This is a genomic window from Tatumella sp. JGM130, assembly GCF_018257525.1.
In the GTDB taxonomy this organism is placed as follows: Bacteria; Pseudomonadota; Gammaproteobacteria; order Enterobacterales; family Enterobacteriaceae; genus Tatumella; species Tatumella punctata.
Window position 1 is genome coordinate 33,781 of sequence record NZ_JAERJS010000025.1, and the last position, 17,985, is coordinate 51,765.

The window sequence follows — 17,985 nt, forward strand, 5'->3', positions numbered from 1 at the left end:
TGAACATTGCAAAGGCTTGCTTCCGGCAGCGAAGTTTGCATAATTCCCGTCTTTGTTAAAATATCAACCTACAGGCATTACTATGATCAATGATGTCATCACGCCGGAATTTGATGAGAACGGTCGCCCGTTACGTCGGATTCGCAGCTTTGTCCGTCGCCAGGGGCGACTGACCAACGGCCAGCAGCATGCGCTGGACCACTACTGGCCGGAGATGGGGGTTGAATTTACACCACAACCGGTCAGTTTTTCCGAACTGTTTGGCCGTGAAGCCCCGGTGGTTTTAGAAATCGGTTTTGGGATGGGGGCATCGCTGGTCAGTATGGCGCAGCACAACCCTCATCAGGATTTTTTCGGTATTGAGGTACATGCACCTGGCGTCGGTGCCTGTCTGGCCTCGGCCCATGAGGCCGGCATCAGTAACCTGCGCGTAATGTGCCACGATGCGATGGAAGTTCTGGAAACCATGATTCCGGATAATTCACTGCGGATGGTGCAACTGTTTTTCCCGGACCCGTGGCATAAAGCCCGTCATAATAAACGTCGTATTGTTCAGGTACCCTTTGCTGAGCTGGTATTACGCAAGCTGAAACTGGGCGGTGTATTCCATATGGCGACAGACTGGGAGAACTATGCAGAGCATATGCTGGAAGTGATGCAAAACATTCCCGGCTATCGTAACCAGTCAGCGGCAGGCAATTATGTGCCACGTCCGGAAAGCCGTCCGTTAACTAAGTTTGAACAACGCGGCCAGCGCCTTGGTCACGGAGTTTGGGATTTGATGTTTGAGAGGATTAAATAATGGCAGTACAACGTAGTCGTCGTTTACGCAAAAAAATGCATCTGGCGGAATTCCAGGAACTGGGTTTTTCTGTCAGCTGGACCTTTGCGGCAGGAACTTCAGAGCAGGAACTGGATTCCACTCTTGATGCTTTCGTTAATGAAGTGATCGAACCAAACGGACTGGCCTATGACGGCAGCGGTTATCTGCAGTGGGAAGGGCTGGTTTGTCTGCAGGAAACCGGTAAATGTACCGAACAGCACCGCGAAACCGTGCGTCAGTGGCTGGAAGCGCGTGGATTGTCTGATGTAAAAGTGACGGAACTGTTTGACGTCTGGTGGGACTAAGTTGTAGCGGTTAACCGACCGTCTTTAATCAGTCAGTCATCAGTCAGTCATCAGTCAGTCAATAGCGCCCGACAGCAAACGATGCTTTGCCGGGACAGAAAGGAGTATACATGTTACGTAAAGCGATCGCTGTCGGGCTGTTACTGGCCGCAGCCCAGGCCAGGGCAGATTATCAATGTCCGGTTACACCGCAGGATGATATTGCCATCACCGGGCAACAGGTCGAAATCACCGGCAGCAATGGACAGATGATAATTACCCCGCGCGGAGAGATCACTTTTAACGGTCAGCCGGTCCGGACTGATAACGCACTGCGTCAGCAGGCGATCTCTTATCAGAACGCATTGCGTAATGACCTGCCGTGGATTGACTCGGGTGCCCGTCAGCGGCTGGAAAACAGCAGAGCTGCGCTGGATAAAGTGATCGTCGAAAAACTGGGGGCTGACAGCCATGTGCGTACGCGGCTGGCGACGCTGGATACTCAGCTGAAAGAGCAGATGAATCGTATTATTGAACAGCGCAGCGACGGGGTAATGTTCCACCATCAGGCCATCGACCAGGTGAGGTCAGAAGGCCAGAAGCTGGTACAGAGTGCGCTGGGCGGAATTCTGCAGGACAGCCTGAATGAACTGGGGAGCGCTAAAACGTCCGGAGATAACCCGCTGCAGGCGCTGATGGGTAACCTCGGCGGGCTTCAGCAGTCGATCCGCAGTGAAGCCGATAAGCAGGAAAAAGATTTCCAGGCCTTCGGTAAACAGGTGTGTGGCAAAGTGGTGGCGCTGGAAAAACAACGCACATCCCTCTGGCAGCAAGTCAGCCACTGATATCCCGCGGTCTGTAAGCAGTATCAGGTTCGCCTGATACTGCTGTTTATTACTATTCCGGGCCGAGAAATAACTCCAGCAGGCTGTTAAGAAACAGCCGGCCTTTCTCTGTCACCTGCCAGTGTCCGGCGGACTCCTGCAAATATCCGGCGGCAATCGCTTTATCCAGTGCCGGACGAATCTGCTGCACGGGCAGTCCTGTAAAACGACTAAATTCCTCCTGCGGGCAGGGTTCAGCTAACCGGAAACGGTTCATAAAGTATTCGAACGGTTTTTCCTGGTCTGCGACCGTATAGCGTTTATCCAGATACTCTCCGCGCATAAAACCACGGGGATGACGGGTTTTAACTGTACGGATAATCTGACCATCCGGCTGAGTCAGTTTTCCGTGAGCACCACAGCCAATGCCCAGATAATCACCAAACCGCCAGTAGTTCAGATTGTGCTGACATTGCATACCGGGGCGTGCATAGGCAGACGTTTCATATTGCTGGTACCCGGCGGCTGTCAGTAACTGATGTCCCTGCTCGAAAATATCCCACAGATCATCATCATCCGGCAAAACCGGAGGCCGGGAGGCAAACAGTGTGTTCGGTTCAATTGTCAGCTGATACCAGGACAAATGGGGCAGCGAGAGCTCAATTGCCTGACGCAGGTCATCCAGCGCTTCTTCCAGGGACTGGTCAGGTAAGCCATGCATCAGGTCGAGATTAAAACTGCGCAGCCCCAGACCGGCAGCCAGCTTTGCCGCACGTCGGGCTTCGTCCGGACCGTGAATCCGTCCCAGGCGCTGCAGTTTACTGCTGCTGAAACTCTGAACCCCGATAGAAATACGGTTAACACCGGCCTGCTGATAACCACTGAAACGATCCGCTTCCACCGTGCCCGGGTTAGCTTCCATGGTAATTTCTGCAGTGGCAGACACCGGCAAACGCTGGCGAACTCCGTCGAGTAATGCCTGCATCGCTTCACTGCTTAACAGGCTCGGGGTCCCGCCGCCGATAAAGATCGTGGAGACTTCCCTGCCGGACGTCAGCGCAATATCCGTATCCAGATCGGCCAGCAGATGATCCACATATTCCATATGCGGGACATCGCCTTTCAGGGCATGTGAATTAAAATCACAGTAGGGACATTTCTGTACACACCAGGGAATATGAATATACAGACTCAGTGGCGGCAGATTACCCATTACCCAGTGCATCCAGTAACATTTTAAGGGCCTGTCCGCGGTGAGAGATCGCCAGCTTTTCTGCTTTGGTCATCTCTGCCGCAGTTTTCCGGAGCGCCGGCAGATAAAACACCGGGTCATAACCAAATCCGCCTTCACCATGACTTTCACGGGCGATCATTCCCGGCCAGCAGCCATGGAATACCAGCGGGGTCGGGTCATCCCAGTGACGCAGATAGACCAGTACACAATGAAATGCGGCCTGGCGTTTATCGTCCGGGACATCCTGCATTGCATCAAGCAGTTTTTCCAGGTTCTGCTGATCACTGGCATCGCTGCCGGCATAGCGGGCAGACCAGATACCCGGTGCGCCGCCCAGCGCATCGGTCGCCAGCCCGGAGTCATCAGCAATTGCCGGCAGCCCGGTGAGCCGCGAAGCGTGGCGGGCTTTTAACAGAGCATTTTCGATAAAGGTCAGGCCGGTCTCTTCTGCAGACTCCACGCCGAGGTCGGTCTGGGCGACGATCTCCATCCCGAACTCTGCCAGCGGGGCGGCCAGTTCACGCACTTTTCCGGGGTTACCGGTCGCCAGTACAACTTTTTGCATAATCAATTCAATCCTCAGAATTACAGCAGATACCAGAGTCCCGGAAACAGATCCATTCCGAGAAAATTCAGTCCGTAGAGGATCAACACCACGACCATAGCGGAAAAATCGATCCCGCCCATCGCCGGCAGAATACGGCGCACAGGGGACATCAGAGGTTCCGTCAGCTGCACCAGTACATAATCAATCGGGCTGCGGCCCTGGCTGACCCAGCTCATCAGAGAACGGATCAGGATCACCCAAAAAATCAGGTTACCGGCAGCTTTCAGCAGAGATAGCACGCCAATCAGTACATTATCCAGCCCGATAGCGAAGCTGCCTGACTGAACCAGCATCAGCAGCGGGAATTTAATAATAGTCAGCACCAGAGCCAGTAATAAGGAGGCGGTATCGACAGGGCCGATAGCGGGGATCACCCGGCGCAGAGGGCGGATCACTGGCTGAGTCAGTTTAACGATAAACTGTGCCAGCGGATTATAAAAATCACAGCGTGCCCACTGCATCCAGATGCGCAGCAGCAGTACCATGACGTAAAGATCGATAACCGTTTTGACCAGAAAAGTCAGAGTGTACATGAGTGTCCTCAGTTATTGGGGTGAAGATGGCGGGTACTGGCGGGCACCAAAAATGGCGGAGCCGATACGTACCATCGTACTGCCGGCTTCAATGGCAGCATCCATATCATCGCTCATACCCAGCGATAGTGTATCAATACCCGCGTGTTCGCTCTGTAAGGCAGCGAAGGCTTCGGCCATACGCAGGCAAACTGCCAGCCGGGACTGATAATCGTCTGAAGGCGCAGGGATGGCCATCAGACCGCGTAATTTCAGACGGGGTAATGCCGCAATCTGGCGGGCAAGCTGAGGAATTTCGGCAACGCTGATCCCCGATTTGCTCGCTTCGTCACTGATATTCACCTGGATAAGAACATTCAGCGGGTCAGACTGTGGCGGACGCTGATCATTCAGTCGCTGTGCCAGTTTCTGACGATCCAGGGTATGGCACCAGTCAAAATGTCCGGCAACCAGACGGCTTTTATTAGATTGCAGCGGCCCGATAAAGTGCCATTCTAGACCGTCTAAATCTGTTGTCAGGGCAATTTTATCGACCCCCTCCTGTACATAGTTTTCACCAAAGCAACGCTGCCCCGCCAGCCAGGCCTCACGGATAGCGCTCACAGGTTTGGTTTTACTGACTGCCAGCAGAGTGATCTGCTGTGGATCTCTGCCGCAACCTTCGGCAGCCGCGGTAATACGCTCACGGACTTGCTGTAAATTATGCTGAATGGAAGTCATAACCGGACTATTTTATGGAGTTAGATGAAATTATTGAGCGTAGTGTAAAACATAATGCCTCTGATCTGCACCTCTGCTGTGGACATTTACCCTGGTGGCGTTGTCAGGGGCGTCTGGTATCGCCTCCGGACCTGCCGGTAATCAGTGAAAAACAACTCGCAATATTTTGTCAGCGCTGGCTGAACAGTAGTCAGCAGCAACTGCTGCACAGAGAAGGGCACTGTGATGCCGGGCTGACGTTAGCCAGTGGCCTGCGGCTGCGTGTCTGTGTTTTTCGCCAGCAGAGCGGACTGTCTCTGGCATTACGTCTGTTACGACCGCAAATCCCGTCAATGGAAAGCCTCGGATTACCGCCAGTCAGTTACCGGCTTATCGAAAAACAGGCCGGACTGATTTTAGTGTGCGGGGCGACCGGTTGCGGGAAATCGACCTCCATGGCGGCAATGATTGCAGAAATTAACCGCCGCCGCGGGCTGCATATCATTACCCTCGAAGATCCGGTTGAGTATCTGCATCACAGCACCGGATGCCTGATCCAGCAGCGGCAAGCCGGCGCTGATTTCTCATCATTTCATCAGGGGTTAATCGCCGCCTTAAGGCAGGATCCGGATATTATTATGATCGGTGAATTACGCGACCACCAGACCATCCGCCATGCTCTGATGGCGGCAGAAACCGGCCATCTGGTGTTGTCCACCTTACATACCGTGACAGCAGCGCAGGCACCAGAACGCCTGACAGACAGCTTTCCGGCGGCTGAAAAGAACCAGGTCAGGGCGCAACTTGCCGGGTGTTTATCTGCGGTGATTGCCCAGCGGCTGACAGAAAGCGACACCCGGCCCGGACAGTTACGGGCAGTTTTCGAAGTTTTAATCAACACACCGGCGGTGGCCAGTGTTATCCGTGAAGGGCGAATGCATCAGTTGCCGGGGATCATACAGACCGGTGCGGAAGCCGGTATGCAGAGTTTTCCGCCACCGCAGGGCAGGGGCTTCTCTGATACCGGTGGACTACTCAGCGGGGACAGACAGGCGATAACAGGGGATTGATTAGCTATCGCCGGTCACCGGCTTATCCGTTATGGGAAGGTTTAATCACCACCCGGATACTTTTTTCCTGCCAGCCGGATTTATCAAAAGTTCTGCCATAGATCATCTTCAGTGTTGAAGTGCCGGCTTTGCGGCCAATCAGATAAAATGTCTGCTGACCGGAGCAGCCGGTCATACCGGGCTTGCATTCTGCTGACTGCTGATAATCACCGGGGATCAGCAGCAACCCGGCAGGAAGCTGGCTGACCATCCACTGGTAACCGGTAGTCGGATTAGCATCCAGCGATAAGGTGATCTCTTTTCCGGCAACGCCATCCAGCTGTGCCGGAATCCCGGCGGCTCCGGCTGAAGCGGCAATACAGCTTAATGTGCCACCGATCAGACAGTTAAACAGGTTTTTCATGGGTAAAACTCCATTTTTATGCTGCACAAAAACAATATTGTAGCACTAAATACTGAATATTTTTCTGAATATAAAATAAACCCATAAGGACAGCCGCAATCGGTGACAGGTTTTTAATGATGATCCAGCCAGCTTTCGACAATAATCACGGCAGAGCCGGAATCGACGTTACCTTTCGTCAGTGCGCGGTAGCCTCCCGTTTCAAACAATCCGGCACGGGCTTCCACGGTACTTAATCTTTCGTCCTGTAATTCGACGGCAACGCCGAAACGGCCATGGATACGGTTGGCAAACTTACGGGCCCGGGTGGTCAGTGGTTGTTCGGTGCCGTCCATATTCAGGGGCAGTCCGACCACGACCAGGTCTGGCTGCCACTCTTTCAGCAGTTTTTCCAGCAGGTTCCAGTCAGGCACACCGTCGCGGGCTTTTATGGCCGCCAGAGGCCTGGCGGTACCGGTAAGTTGCTGGCCAACGGCCACCCCGATACTTTTGGTACCGAAGTCAAATCCGAGTAAGGTTTTACCTGACATCAGGCATGCCCCGCATCACTGGTCATCTGAACAATATCCACCCCGATAGGTCTGGCTGCATTACGCCAGCGATCGGCCACCGGTGTCCGGAACAGTAACTGTTCACTGGCAGGCAAGGTCAGCCAGGCATTTTCCAGAATTTCATCTTCCAGCTGTTGCTTTTCCCAGCTGCAATAGCCGAGTGCCACTATAATATTTTCGGGTTGCTGATCACTGCCCAAAGACTCAAGTACGTCTTTTGAGGTTGTCAGCACCGTATCTTCGGAAATAGTAATACTGGAGGCAAAACTGTGCTGTGGTGAGTGCAGAATAAAACCACGATCATCGGCCACCGGTCCGCCGTTATACACCGGGTGCTCCAGAGTACCGGCAGCAGCGGGGTGTTCGGGAGTAATATCTAATTTTTCCAGAACGCCCTCAATGGTAAGGTTTTCCATCGGCTTATTGACAATTAATCCCATGGCACCTTCATCATTATGTTCGCAAATATAGATGACAGAACGTTTAAATACCGGGTCCTGTAATGAAGGCATGGCGATCAGAAAATGGTGCTGTAAATTCATACTCACTCTGTCGGTTTATTTTTAAGGTCTATCCGGCAGCCGCAGGCTGCCGGTCAAAGGGATCTCCGCAGTTTAGCGGTCAAGACGCTTTTCGATAGCATCCATCAGCATCCCGGTCACAGAAATCGGGAAAGCTGCTTCTATTTCACGGACACAGGTCGGGCTGGTCACATTAATTTCTGTCAGCCGGTCGCCGATAATGTCCAGTCCGACAAAAATTAATCCTTTTTGTTTCAGTACCGGTGCAACTTTGCGGGCTATTTCCCAGTCGCTTTCACTTAACGGCCGGGCTTCACCACGGCCACCGGCGGCCAGATTACCGCGGGTTTCTCCTGATTTAGGGATCCGCGCCAGGCAGTAGGGTACCGGCTCGCCGTCCACCACCAGAACACGCTTATCACCTTCTTTAATTGCCGGCAGGTAGTTCTGGGCCATACAGTATGTGGTGCTGTTGTGTGTCAGGGATTCACAGATCACCGAAAAGTTAGGGTCATCCTGTTTCACCCGGAAAATAGAGGTGCCACCCATACCGTCCAGGGGTTTCATAATAATATCGCCGTGTTCTTTCCAGAACTCCTGCAATTTTTGCTGGCTGCGGGTGACGAGTGTGTCGGGGGTCAGTCCGGCAAACCAGGCGGTAAACAGTTTTTCATTACAGTCACGCAGGCTTTGCGGTTTATTAACCACCAGCGTACCTTGCTCTTCTGCACGTTCCAGAATATAGGTGGCATAGATAAATTCTGTATCGAAAGGCGGATCTTTACGCATCAGGATCACATCCAGATCGGCCAGCGGTATTTCCTGCTCACTGTCAAACCGGTACCAGTCCTGAGCATTCTGCTCAACGCTTAATACACGGCTGCGTGCGCTGGCAACGCCGCCCCGTAAATGCAGATCATTCATCTCCATATAATGGATTTCATAACCCCGGCGCTGTGCTTCCAGCAGCATTGCAAAACTGGTGTCTTTCTTAATATTGATGTCCGCAATCGGGTCCATCACTATGCCAAGCTTAATCATTCGTCTCTCCTCGGAAGGCAGTAATGACTACCTTATCATTAACGGATTTTACCGGTTCAGGATATCAGGGGCTTTACCGCAGGTGCCGGGCTGTTTAGCCTAAATCGCCAAATCTGACCTGTAAGGCGGTAAGCACAGTCAGTGCTGCAGTTTCGGTACGCAGTACCCGCGGACCGAGCAGAATATCAGTAAAACCCTGTTCTGAACCCATGGCAATTTCTTCTGCGGTCAGTCCGCCTTCCGGGCCTATCAGCATCCGGATACGGCTGACAGGCAGCGGCAGTGTATTTATGCTCTGGCTGGCCCGCGGATGCAGATTAAGTTTCAGCCCCGGTTCCGGCTCTGTACACCAGTCATGCAGGGACATCACCGGACGTATTTCCGGTACGATATTTCTGCCCGATTGCTCACAGGCAGCAATGGCGATTTTTTGCCATTGCAGACGTTTTTTTTCCAGACGCTCAGTGTCCAGTTTGACGCCACAGCGTTCAGAAAGCAGCGGGGTAATCAGGTTCACACCCAGTTCGATAGATTTCTGGATAGTAAACTCCATTTTTTCTCCGCGTGACATCACCTGTCCGAGGTGTAAAAACAGCGGCGATTCACGGTCATCTGTGACACCTTCGGTCACCTGTACCGTGACACTCTTTTTGTCAGCATGGACAATCGTGGCACTGAAAACCTGATTACTGCCATCAAAGATCTCCAGGGCCTGGCCGCTGGTCATTCTCAGCACACGACCCACATGATTGGCCGCCTCTTCGCTTAAGCGAAATTCACTATTATTTGCTACGGTTTCAGGGTGATAAATGCGGGGTACGCGCATGAAAAATCTGCCAGTTATGGGCTGACGTCTCGCCGTCAGCCATTAAAAATAAATGAATAATCAGTGTCTCTGGCTGTGATGATAACGTCAACTGCCGGATAGACTTTTTTACCGCAGCGCAGACCGCTATTATGCCATATCTGTAGCACGGAACGTGAAACCGCAGGCTTACTGCGGATATTCGCCCCTGAGCAGTTCACCGCCACACCCGGTACAGCGATAACGGGTTTCACCGCGCAGCACACGGTTATGCCGGCGGACTGTCAGCAGATGCTGACGGCACTGGCAGTGGTAAGCAAAGGTCTTTTGCAGCGAGTCGGTACTGAAACGGTGCGTCCGGCGGGCACTGACCCCCAGCACGGTTTCCATCATCCATTTCCATTCTTTACCGTGAGGCGCTACTTTTCCGAACTGTTTCCAGACCAGCAGATGAGCCAGCTCATGGGGTACCACTTCATCAATAAACGGTTGTTTATTTTCCAGCAGCAATACCGGGTTAAGGCGTATTTCCCACTGCTGTAACCAGGCGCTGCCGGCGGTAGTTCCCCGTTGCTGGTAGAGAATTGTCGGTTCGGCAAAAGTCTGTTTCAGGTGGCTGCCGGCACGCTGTAAATGCAGTCGCAGCGAATGCATAACGGCCTGCTGCAGGGCAATAGGGAGGCGGGGTGTTTTCATAGGTGCAGCATAAAGGCCGCGACAGAAGATTACAATTATTCCGCGGACGGATAAAAAAACAGGCGACGTTACCGTCGCCTGCCATAACTGATCGAAAAATCAGTTTCTCTCACCAATATTACGTAATTTTTTACCCTGCATCAGGTTACGTTCAATATGTTCCAGAGACACGTTTTTGGTTTCCGGAATCAGCACCAGCGTCAGGATAATAAACAACACATTCAGCGCAGCATAGAGTCCGAAGGTAGCCGCGTTCCCCAGGGTACCAAGCAGTGTCAGGAAGGTAGCACCGACAATCATATTGGCAATCCAGTTAGTGGCAGTCGAGACGGTGATCCCGAAATCGCGGCCTTTCAGCGGCTGAATTTCCGAACACAATACCCAAATCAGCGGACCGGCACTCATTGCAAAACCGATAATAAACATTAACAGCATCGCAATAGCAAAGTACTGCGCACCCTCTGTGTGTATTCCGGCATGCAGCATTGCGCCGAGAGTCCCCATACCGACGGCCATAACAATAAAGCCAAGGATCAGCGTGGGTTTACGTCCCCAGCGGTCAACCAGACCGATAGCGATAAAGGTTGCCAGCACGTTAATACCACCGACAATAACAGTCCCCCACATTTGCTGACTGGTATTAGTAAAGCCGGCAATTTCAAAAATCTTCGGCGCGTAATACATAATCACGTTCATCCCGGTAAACTGCTGCATAACCTGCAACAGAACACCCAGGTAAACCGCACGGCGGAAGTTGGGGTTAGAGGTGAAGAGTGCCCAGCCGGTCTGTTTAACTTTCAGGCTTTCACGAATTTCGTCCAGTTCGCGTTTCGCCTGCTCGCTGGTATCACGCAGACGATCAAGCACCCGCTGTGCATCTTTAAAATTACCTTTCGCCGCCAGCCAGCGCGGGCTGTTTGGCAGGAAGAAAACGCCCACCAGTAACAGCAGTGCAGGGATAGTGATAACGCCGAGCATCCAGCGCCATGAGCCGCTGTAGCTGAAAGCCGTATCCGACAGATAAGCCCCGACAATACCGATGGTGATCATCAGCTGGTACAGAGAAATCATACTGCCACGGATTTTTTCCGGGGCAATTTCGGACAGATACAGCGGGGCGGTATAAGATGCAATACCCACCGCCAGACCCAGTAATACCCTGGCCGCGATAAGGACTTCCGGATCAGTTGCCAGCGCTGAACAGAGTGAACCGGCAACAAACAAAATGGCACCCGCCATCAGGCTTTTTTTCCGGCCCAGCTGAGACGACATCCAGCCGCTGCCAATGGCACCGATAGCGGCACCAAACATCATTGAACTGACAATCCATTCCTGCTGGTGGGCAGTCACATTAAAATCTTTTGCGATGAAAGGCAGGGCCCCGGCAATCACACCGATATCCAGACCAAACAGTAAACCCGCAAGTGCAGCAAGAAAGCAGACAAACAACGTCATCATTTTGTTTGAGGTTCTGCTTTTGTGAGTGTTGCCAGGCATTTTAGCCTCCGCTGTTAACTATCATTCTTGTTGTAATGTTAAGAAATTCCTTCGGAATTATCAGTGAGCCAGATCACAATGATGTAATCGGTTACATATGATAACCCCCTGAAAGAGATATTTAATTCGAGAATTATCGTTTCAGGGCCTGACAGGAAAGAATATTTTCCTGACAGTCAGAATAAAGATTATAGCTCCGCATTGATAGCGCAAAGCAACCCATTTTTAACGATTGAATTGATTTGTTATACCCTGAAAAGTCTGAGAATTCTTTACTCATTGCTATGTAATCGTTACCACAGGTTCTGGTTCACATTTTTTGTGAAATTTTATTAAGAAAATGCATGGATAAAAGATCAGCAACCGGCAAGGGTATCATTTTACGAAAGGCAACGGGGCAGAGGAAAACAGGGCAGAAGACTCTGCCCTGAAAAGAGTATTACAGACCGGCAGCGTCGCGTAAGGCGGCAGCTTTGTCGGTTTTTTCCCACGGGAAGTGCTCACGGCCAAAGTGACCATAGGCAGCAGTTTCACGGTAGATTGGGTGTAACAGGTCCAGCATCTGAATCAGACCATATGGACGCAGGTCGAAGAACTCACGTACCAGCAGGGTCAGAGTTTCGGTTGGTACTTTTCCGGTACCAAAGGTTTCGACCATGATTGATGTTGGTTCAGCCACACCGATGGCATAAGACACCTGGATTTCACAGCGATCCGCCAGGCCAGCCGCAACGATATTTTTCGCGACATAGCGCGCAGCGTAGGCTGCAGAACGGTCAACTTTTGATGGGTCTTTACCAGAGAATGCACCGCCACCGTGACGAGCCATACCGCCGTAGGTATCGACGATAATTTTACGGCCGGTTAAGCCACAGTCGCCCATTGGTCCGCCGATTACAAAACGGCCGGTCGGGTTAATAAAGTATTTGGTCGAACTGTTCAGCCATTCTTCCGGCAGTACAGGTTTGATGATCGTTTCCATCACCGCTTCCTGCAGTTCTTTCTGGCCAATCTCTTCCGCATGCTGAGTTGACAGCACCACAGCATCGATACCGACGATTTTACCGTCGTCATACTGGAAGGTGACCTGGCTTTTTGCATCAGGGCGCAACCATGGCAGAGAGCCGTCTTTACGGACTTCAGCCTGACGCTGTACCAGACGGTGTGCATAAGTCACCGGGGCTGGCATCAGAACATCGGTTTCGTTGGTTGCATAACCAAACATCAGTCCCTGATCTCCGGCACCCTGCTCCAGAGGATCTTTACGGTCCACACCCTGATTAATATCCGGCGATTGTTTACCGATAGCGCTGAGTACTGCGCAGGAATTCGCGTCGAAGCCCATATCGGAGTGGATATAGCCGATATCACGTACGGTCTGACGGGTAATGTCTTCAATGTCTACCCATGCGCTGGTGGTGACTTCACCGCCAACCAGAACCATGCCGGTTTTTACGTAGGTTTCACAGGCGACGCGTGCTTTCGGATCCTGTTCGAGAATGGCGTCCAGTACTGCATCAGAGATCTGATCAGCAATTTTATCGGGATGCCCTTCTGATACGGACTCAGATGTAAATAGGTGTTTAGCCATTTGTTCCTTACCTTACTCTCTGGTTTCAATTCAATCGGCCTGGCGAACATCAGTCATGCTCACTTTCGCTTCTTCAGACAACGCCGTGAGCGGTACAAGGTGTGCTTTACGGCACAGACTGGAAAGACACTGCCTGGTTATTAATCATTTAGATGGACAACCATCCGGACGTCCATTTTAGGGCAGTCACCGGCCTGAATTCCAGCCTTTTTTATGATTAAGGGATTGCTAAATGTAAATTAGTGGAACACTGTACTGGTTTCAGCCAGTAATTCTTTGCTTTTTCAGGCAATGGGCGTTATAAACAGCCGCTGCTGCCATACAGGACAGCAGGTTGCGGGGCGCGCAGCAGATGCGTGGTCCTGAGATCAGGCCATGGCGGTCTGATTTCCATTCTCTGAACGTTTTCCGTATGCCGGTGGCATAAGCGGAGGTGATGAAACTGATGAACCAGGCTTGCTTATTTTCCGGGGGTTCTTTGCCCTGTGGCGATGCACCCGGCTGCCTCTCTGTGATTCCTGTTGTCTCCTTATATGCTGTCCTGCAAACTTTTCCCCGACGACGTTACCCCGGCTGCGGTAATTTTTCCGACACCTGTGCGGGTTAAATTATCGGCTACCGGTCCGGTATGACTTCGCCGTATAAGTTGCGGGTTGTACCCTCAGACTGTTCCGTCCCCGGTTTTACCCTGAAGCTGCCCCGGTTACCGGTGTACTATGCTATACCTGGTGAATGAAGCAGGCTTTCGGTCAGGAGAAATTTCTCCATGAGAGAAAACAGCTGTTTCACATTTCAATCTACGATAGAGGTTCGCGATGTCTGACGACATGAAGACTATTAAGGGTTCGTCAGCAGGCGAACATGGGGTTCTGCGTTCTATGCAGGAAGTGGCAATCAATGACCAGCAAGCCAGCCGGATGTTGAAAACCTATAACATCGCCTGGTGGGGGAACAACTATTATGACGTCAATGAACTGGGTCATATCAGTGTCTGCCCCGATCCGGATAAACCAGACGTCCGGGTTGACCTGGCAAAACTGGTAAAAGAGCGCGAAGCTCAGGGACAGCGCCTGCCGGCACTGTTTTGCTTTCCGCAAATCCTGCAGCACCGTCTGCGTTCCATCAACGCCGCGTTTAAACGGGCGCGTGAGTCTTTTGGCTATCGCGGAGATTACTTCCTGGTTTATCCGATCAAGGTTAACCAGCATAAACGCGTCATTGAATCACTGATTAACTCCGGCGAACCGCTGGGACTGGAAGCAGGTTCAAAAGCTGAACTGATGGCAGTACTGGCCCATGCCGGACAAACTCGCTCGGTTATTGTCTGTAACGGCTATAAAGACCGTGAGTACATTCGTCTGGCGCTGATTGGCGAAAAGCTGGGACATAAAGTCTACCTGGTGATCGAGAAAATGACCGAGGTACGGCTGGTGCTGGAAGAAGCCGAACGTCTGAACGTCACCCCGCGGCTCGGTATCCGCGCGCGGCTTGCTTCTCAGGGCTCAGGTAAGTGGCAGTCAAGCGGGGGGGAAAAATCGAAATTTGGTCTGTCAGCCACCCAGGTACTGCAACTGGTTGAGATCATGCGTAATGCCGGCCGTCTGGACAGTCTGCAGTTGCTGCATTTCCACCTCGGTTCACAGATGGCGAACATCCGTGATATTTCTACCGGAGTGCGCGAGTCAGCACGTTTTTATGTAGAGCTGGCAAAACTAGGTGTCAATATCAAATGCTTTGATGTCGGCGGCGGTCTGGGTGTTGACTATGAAGGTACCCGCTCCCAGTCTGACTGCTCGGTAAACTATGGCCTGAATGAGTACGCCAATAATGTTATCTGGGCGATTGGCGGGGCCTGTGACGAACACGGTCTGGAACATCCGACGGTGATCACCGAATCCGGACGGGCGGTCACGGCGCACCACACGGTGCTGGTATCGAATATTATCGGGGTAGAGCGTAACGAATTCACCACCCCGCAGGCACCGGCAGAAGATGCACCACGGCCGATTCTCAGTCTCTGGGACACCTGGCAGGAAATGCATGAGCCGGATGTCCGTCGTTCGCTGCGTGAATGGCTGCATGACAGCCAGATGGATCTGTCGGATATCCATACGGGGTATTCTGCGGGCACCTATGATCTGACGCAGCGTGCCTGGGCGGAACAGCTGTATCTCAGCATCTGTCATTATACCCGTCAGCACCTTGACCCGAGTAACCGCGCGCACCGGCCGATTATTGACGAACTGCAGGAGCGGATGGCGGATAAAATCTATGTCAACTTCTCACTGTTCCAGTCCATGCCGGATGCCTGGGGGATCGACCAGTTATTCCCGGTATTGCCTCTGGAAGGGCTGAATAAATCGCCGGAGCGTCGTGCTGTGCTGCTGGATATTACCTGTGACTCTGACGGTACGATTGACCACTATGTGGACGGTGATGGGATTGCCACCACAATGCCGATGCCGGAATACGATGTGGAAAATCCGCCGATGCTGGGCTTCTTTATGGTCGGTGCATACCAGGAAATTCTGGGCAATATGCATAATCTGTTTGGTGATACAGAAGCGGTAAATGTGTATGCCTATGATGATGGTTCGGTGGATGTGGAACTGTCGGATGAGGGCGACACGGTGGCCGACATGCTGGAATATGTGCAGCTTGATCCGCGCGAACTGCTTGAATTATTCCATAAACAGGTCAGTGCCAGCGTGATTGAGGAACAACTGCGGGATCAGTTCCTGTCTGAATTTGAAAGTGGTTTATACGGTTATACCTATCTGGAAGATGAGTGATAACCGCCGGCTGCCGCGACAAAGCATAATGCGCACCAATAATGTTTGCAGTTGCTGCAGCGGGGTACCATAATCTGTTATCCCCCTTGTGCGTCGGGTTTAACGACACACAAGGGTTTTTTTTCGCCATCATCAAGCCGGGTAACAGAATTTCTGCTGCCTGAACCGGTAAACGGGAATATAGAGGAAGAGATATGTACCACACCCTGGGTAATGAATATGACAACTCGCTGGTGTCTAATGCCTTTGGTTTTATGCGGTTTCCGCTTAACTTCCAGCCGTATAACAGTGATGCTGACTGGGTGATCACCGGTGTACCTTTTGATGCGGCCACCTCTGGCCGTCCCGGCAGCCGTTTAGGCCCGGGGGCAATCCGGCAGATATCGACTAACCTCGCATGGGAAGGCTGTCGCTGGCCATGGGATTTCGATTTACGTCAGCGCCTGAATGTCATTGATTGTGGTGACCTGGTGTATGCATTCGGTGACTCTCAGGATATGTCCAGTAAACTGCAGGCTCATGCGGAAAAACTGCTGGCCAGCGGCAAGCGTATGCTGACTTTTGGCGGTGACCACTATATTTCACTGCCCCTGTTACGCGCCCACGCTAAACACTTCGGTAAAATGGCACTGGTGCACTTTGATGCGCATACGGATACTTACTCCAACGGGCCGACCTTTGACCATGGCACCATGTTCTGGCATGCGCCAAATGAAGGGCTGATCGATCCGCAACACTCGGTTCAGATCGGTATCCGTACCGAGTATGACAAACAGCTGGGCTTTAATGTGCTGGATGCGGCGCGGGTCAATGACCAGCCGGTCGATGCGATTGTGGCCGAAATTAAAAAAACGGTCGGTGACCTGCCGGTTTATCTGACCTTTGATATCGACTGTCTTGACCCGGCACATGCCCCGGGCACAGGCACCCCGGTCACCGGCGGCCTGACCTCCGACAAAGCCGGTAAACTGGTACGTGCTCTGCAAGGGCTGAACATCGTCGGTATGGATCTGGTGGAAGTCGCGCCGGGTTATGATCATGCGGATATCACCTCTCTGGTAGCGGCAACCCTGGCACTGGATATGTTACATGTTCAGGCTGCCAGCAAAGCCTGATGTCTTGTATTCGTCTGTATAACAGCGTTAACTTACCGGCTACAGAAAAACGGGGGAGAATAGCATGGGATTACTGGATGAGCTGGTCGGCTCACTGACCGGCGGGCAGCAAAATAATTTGTCTCAGTTGCAGGCAGTCTGGAACTGGGTTCAGGAACAGGGCGGTGTTGAAGTACTGATCAGTAAATTTCAGCAGGGCGGTCTGGGAGAAATTCTCGCCTCCTGGCTGAGTAAAGGTTCAAACCAGCAGCTCACCAGTGGTGACATTCAGTCGGCTTTCAGTAGTCAGGACCTGCAGTCACTGGCTGATAAGCTGGGGACAGATATCAGTGGTGCGTCAGGGACTTTGTCGGAACTGTTACCTCACCTGATTGATCAGATCTCTCCGCAGGGTGAAGTGCACCCTGAAGCTACTGGCAGCAATAGCCAGCTGGATCTGGGCTCACTGGTCGACAGTCTTTTTAAACGTTAATTATTGTCGGCTAAAAAACCGGTTTTCTGTAAAGAGGCCGGTTTTTTTTGTCTGCCGTATCACTGCCGGTGGCGGGAGGTATTCAGCGTCACAGGGATGATACGCAGACATACCCGCGGGCAGCGGATAGCGGCAGAGAATACCGGGACTGAAAACTCAGGCACCGGCAGTGGATATGCCGCCAGTCTTACGCCTGTCGCACAATTCGCATCCCGTGGCATATACTTTTGCCCTGTTTTTCATGTACATTGAAGGACTAACGTTTTTCTGCCTTGCCCGATAATTGTTAAATTTCAATGAAATAGATAATATTATCCAGGGGAAGGTTACTTGCCGATCCGGAGTTAATATATGCCCTCACATAAAGAACTCGCCAATGCGATCCGTGCCCTCAGTATGGACGCTGTGCAAAAAGCCAAATCCGGTC

General features: G+C 52.1%; 21 protein-coding genes. 8 read left to right on the plus strand and 13 right to left on the minus strand.

All coding sequences use genetic code 11. From position 1 onward, the window contains the following. Positions 1 to 82 precede the first annotated feature (82 nt). The 3 genes from trmB to JK211_RS12135 all read left to right on the plus strand — a co-directional run bounded on the left by trmB (position 83) and on the right by JK211_RS12135 (position 1,952). Positions 83 to 802 carry a tRNA (guanosine(46)-N7)-methyltransferase TrmB gene (gene trmB, locus JK211_RS12125; RefSeq protein WP_212708944.1) on the plus strand — a complete coding sequence of 240 codons (720 nt, stop codon included), beginning with the start codon at positions 83 to 85 and terminating at the stop codon, positions 800 to 802. Beyond that, entirely contained in the window at positions 802 to 1,128 is a 327-nt protein-coding gene (locus JK211_RS12130; protein WP_212708945.1) for a YggL family protein, read from the plus strand. The genes trmB and JK211_RS12130 overlap by 1 nt, the downstream gene beginning before the upstream one ends. A gap of 110 nt (positions 1,129 to 1,238) precedes the next feature. Beyond that, positions 1,239 to 1,952: a DUF2884 family protein gene (locus tag JK211_RS12135; protein WP_212708946.1), complete on the plus strand. Its 714-nt coding sequence runs from the start codon at positions 1,239 to 1,241 to the stop codon at positions 1,950 to 1,952. Between the two features lie 52 nt (positions 1,953 to 2,004). On the opposite strand, the gene hemW is transcribed toward JK211_RS12135, so the two are convergent. From hemW to JK211_RS12155, 4 genes are read right to left on the minus strand one after another with little or no spacing between them, the layout of a single operon-like run. After that, the gene (gene hemW, locus JK211_RS12140) at positions 2,005 to 3,144 is read right to left on the minus strand and encodes a radical SAM family heme chaperone HemW (protein ID WP_212708947.1); all 1,140 of its coding nucleotides are present in this window, start codon (positions 3,142 to 3,144) and stop codon (positions 2,005 to 2,007) included. Continuing rightward, complete coding sequence (gene rdgB, locus JK211_RS12145) at positions 3,137 to 3,730, minus strand: RdgB/HAM1 family non-canonical purine NTP pyrophosphatase (RefSeq protein WP_212708948.1); 594 nt, start codon at positions 3,728 to 3,730, stop codon at positions 3,137 to 3,139. The genes hemW and rdgB overlap by 8 nt, the downstream gene beginning before the upstream one ends. A gap of 20 nt (positions 3,731 to 3,750) precedes the next feature. Beyond that, positions 3,751 to 4,305: a YggT family protein gene (locus JK211_RS12150; protein ID WP_212708949.1), complete on the minus strand. Its 555-nt coding sequence runs from the start codon at positions 4,303 to 4,305 to the stop codon at positions 3,751 to 3,753. Between the two features lie 12 nt (positions 4,306 to 4,317). After that, entirely contained in the window at positions 4,318 to 5,025 is a 708-nt protein-coding gene (locus tag JK211_RS12155) for a YggS family pyridoxal phosphate-dependent enzyme (RefSeq protein WP_212708950.1), read from the minus strand. 14 nt (positions 5,026 to 5,039) lie between these two features. Between JK211_RS12155 and JK211_RS12160 the strand changes: the two genes are divergently transcribed. Next, positions 5,040 to 6,074: a type IV pilus twitching motility protein PilT gene (locus tag JK211_RS12160; protein ID WP_212708951.1), complete on the plus strand. Its 1,035-nt coding sequence runs from the start codon at positions 5,040 to 5,042 to the stop codon at positions 6,072 to 6,074. Positions 6,075 to 6,096: 22 nt separating this feature from the next. Here the strand turns inward: JK211_RS12160 and JK211_RS12165 are convergent, their stop codons facing one another. From JK211_RS12165 to metK, 8 genes are all read right to left on the minus strand, one after another. Beyond that, positions 6,097 to 6,477 carry a protease inhibitor I42 family protein gene (locus tag JK211_RS12165; protein WP_212708952.1) on the minus strand — a complete coding sequence of 127 codons (381 nt, stop codon included), beginning with the start codon at positions 6,475 to 6,477 and terminating at the stop codon, positions 6,097 to 6,099. Positions 6,478 to 6,590: 113 nt separating this feature from the next. Beyond that, the gene (gene ruvX / locus JK211_RS12170) at positions 6,591 to 7,007 is read right to left on the minus strand and encodes a Holliday junction resolvase RuvX (RefSeq protein ID WP_212708953.1); all 417 of its coding nucleotides are present in this window, start codon (positions 7,005 to 7,007) and stop codon (positions 6,591 to 6,593) included. Beyond that, positions 7,007 to 7,570 carry a YqgE/AlgH family protein gene (locus JK211_RS12175; RefSeq protein ID WP_212708954.1) on the minus strand — a complete coding sequence of 188 codons (564 nt, stop codon included), beginning with the start codon at positions 7,568 to 7,570 and terminating at the stop codon, positions 7,007 to 7,009. The genes ruvX and JK211_RS12175 overlap by 1 nt, the downstream gene beginning before the upstream one ends. A gap of 72 nt (positions 7,571 to 7,642) precedes the next feature. After that, a complete protein-coding gene (gene gshB, locus JK211_RS12180) occupies positions 7,643 to 8,590 on the minus strand; it encodes a glutathione synthase (protein ID WP_212708955.1) in 948 nt (315 codons plus the stop codon). Positions 8,591 to 8,684: 94 nt separating this feature from the next. Beyond that, on the minus strand, positions 8,685 to 9,416 hold the full coding sequence (gene rsmE / locus JK211_RS12185) for a 16S rRNA (uracil(1498)-N(3))-methyltransferase (protein ID WP_212708956.1): 732 nt from the start codon (positions 9,414 to 9,416) through the stop codon (positions 8,685 to 8,687). Between the two features lie 168 nt (positions 9,417 to 9,584). Further along, complete coding sequence (locus JK211_RS12190; RefSeq protein WP_212708957.1) at positions 9,585 to 10,091, minus strand: SprT family zinc-dependent metalloprotease; 507 nt, start codon at positions 10,089 to 10,091, stop codon at positions 9,585 to 9,587. 99 nt (positions 10,092 to 10,190) lie between these two features. Further along, on the minus strand, positions 10,191 to 11,588 hold the full coding sequence (locus JK211_RS12195) for a sugar porter family MFS transporter (protein WP_212708958.1): 1,398 nt from the start codon (positions 11,586 to 11,588) through the stop codon (positions 10,191 to 10,193). Between the two features lie 439 nt (positions 11,589 to 12,027). Then, the gene (gene metK / locus JK211_RS12200) at positions 12,028 to 13,179 is read right to left on the minus strand and encodes a methionine adenosyltransferase (protein WP_212708959.1); all 1,152 of its coding nucleotides are present in this window, start codon (positions 13,177 to 13,179) and stop codon (positions 12,028 to 12,030) included. 815 nt (positions 13,180 to 13,994) lie between these two features. Here metK and speA point away from each other — a divergent pair. The 3 genes from speA to JK211_RS12215 all read left to right on the plus strand — a co-directional run bounded on the left by speA (position 13,995) and on the right by JK211_RS12215 (position 17,558). Continuing rightward, on the plus strand, positions 13,995 to 15,971 hold the full coding sequence (speA, locus tag JK211_RS12205) for a biosynthetic arginine decarboxylase (protein ID WP_212708960.1): 1,977 nt from the start codon (positions 13,995 to 13,997) through the stop codon (positions 15,969 to 15,971). Positions 15,972 to 16,165: 194 nt separating this feature from the next. Beyond that, on the plus strand, positions 16,166 to 17,086 hold the full coding sequence (speB, locus tag JK211_RS12210; protein ID WP_212708961.1) for an agmatinase: 921 nt from the start codon (positions 16,166 to 16,168) through the stop codon (positions 17,084 to 17,086). A gap of 64 nt (positions 17,087 to 17,150) precedes the next feature. Then, positions 17,151 to 17,558 carry a YidB family protein gene (locus JK211_RS12215; RefSeq protein WP_212708962.1) on the plus strand — a complete coding sequence of 136 codons (408 nt, stop codon included), beginning with the start codon at positions 17,151 to 17,153 and terminating at the stop codon, positions 17,556 to 17,558. 59 nt (positions 17,559 to 17,617) lie between these two features. Here JK211_RS12215 and JK211_RS12220 read toward each other — a convergent pair whose 3' ends face one another. After that, positions 17,618 to 17,779 carry a hypothetical protein gene (locus JK211_RS12220; protein ID WP_212708963.1) on the minus strand — a complete coding sequence of 54 codons (162 nt, stop codon included), beginning with the start codon at positions 17,777 to 17,779 and terminating at the stop codon, positions 17,618 to 17,620. A gap of 130 nt (positions 17,780 to 17,909) precedes the next feature. Here JK211_RS12220 and JK211_RS17110 point away from each other — a divergent pair. Next, positions 17,910 to 17,985: hypothetical protein (locus JK211_RS17110; protein ID WP_371734613.1), on the plus strand; the 76-nt coding region annotated here is incomplete at its 3' end.

What these genes read in the sequence shown, in the direction of transcription:
- trmB (WP_212708944.1), top strand. Translation starts at nt 83, where the DNA reads ATGATCAATGATGTCATCACGCCGGAATTTGATGAGAACGGTCGCCCG.
- JK211_RS12130 (WP_212708945.1), top strand. Translation starts at nt 802, where the DNA reads ATGGCAGTACAACGTAGTCGTCGTTTACGCAAAAAAATGCATCTGGCG.
- JK211_RS12135 (WP_212708946.1), top strand. Translation starts at nt 1,239, where the DNA reads ATGTTACGTAAAGCGATCGCTGTCGGGCTGTTACTGGCCGCAGCCCAG.
- hemW (WP_212708947.1), bottom strand. Translation starts at nt 3,144, where the DNA reads ATGGGTAATCTGCCGCCACTGAGTCTGTATATTCATATTCCCTGGTGT.
- rdgB (WP_212708948.1), bottom strand. Translation starts at nt 3,730, where the DNA reads ATGCAAAAAGTTGTACTGGCGACCGGTAACCCCGGAAAAGTGCGTGAA.
- JK211_RS12150 (WP_212708949.1), bottom strand. Translation starts at nt 4,305, where the DNA reads ATGTACACTCTGACTTTTCTGGTCAAAACGGTTATCGATCTTTACGTC.
- JK211_RS12155 (WP_212708950.1), bottom strand. Translation starts at nt 5,025, where the DNA reads ATGACTTCCATTCAGCATAATTTACAGCAAGTCCGTGAGCGTATTACC.
- JK211_RS12160 (WP_212708951.1), top strand. Translation starts at nt 5,040, where the DNA reads ATGGAGTTAGATGAAATTATTGAGCGTAGTGTAAAACATAATGCCTCT.
- JK211_RS12165 (WP_212708952.1), bottom strand. Translation starts at nt 6,477, where the DNA reads ATGAAAAACCTGTTTAACTGTCTGATCGGTGGCACATTAAGCTGTATT.
- ruvX (WP_212708953.1), bottom strand. Translation starts at nt 7,007, where the DNA reads ATGTCAGGTAAAACCTTACTCGGATTTGACTTCGGTACCAAAAGTATC.
- JK211_RS12175 (WP_212708954.1), bottom strand. Translation starts at nt 7,570, where the DNA reads ATGAATTTACAGCACCATTTTCTGATCGCCATGCCTTCATTACAGGAC.
- gshB (WP_212708955.1), bottom strand. Translation starts at nt 8,590, where the DNA reads ATGATTAAGCTTGGCATAGTGATGGACCCGATTGCGGACATCAATATT.
- rsmE (WP_212708956.1), bottom strand. Translation starts at nt 9,416, where the DNA reads ATGCGCGTACCCCGCATTTATCACCCTGAAACCGTAGCAAATAATAGT.
- JK211_RS12190 (WP_212708957.1), bottom strand. Translation starts at nt 10,091, where the DNA reads ATGAAAACACCCCGCCTCCCTATTGCCCTGCAGCAGGCCGTTATGCAT.
- JK211_RS12195 (WP_212708958.1), bottom strand. Translation starts at nt 11,588, where the DNA reads ATGCCTGGCAACACTCACAAAAGCAGAACCTCAAACAAAATGATGACG.
- metK (WP_212708959.1), bottom strand. Translation starts at nt 13,179, where the DNA reads ATGGCTAAACACCTATTTACATCTGAGTCCGTATCAGAAGGGCATCCC.
- speA (WP_212708960.1), top strand. Translation starts at nt 13,995, where the DNA reads ATGTCTGACGACATGAAGACTATTAAGGGTTCGTCAGCAGGCGAACAT.
- speB (WP_212708961.1), top strand. Translation starts at nt 16,166, where the DNA reads ATGTACCACACCCTGGGTAATGAATATGACAACTCGCTGGTGTCTAAT.
- JK211_RS12215 (WP_212708962.1), top strand. Translation starts at nt 17,151, where the DNA reads ATGGGATTACTGGATGAGCTGGTCGGCTCACTGACCGGCGGGCAGCAA.
- JK211_RS12220 (WP_212708963.1), bottom strand. Translation starts at nt 17,779, where the DNA reads ATGCCACGGGATGCGAATTGTGCGACAGGCGTAAGACTGGCGGCATAT.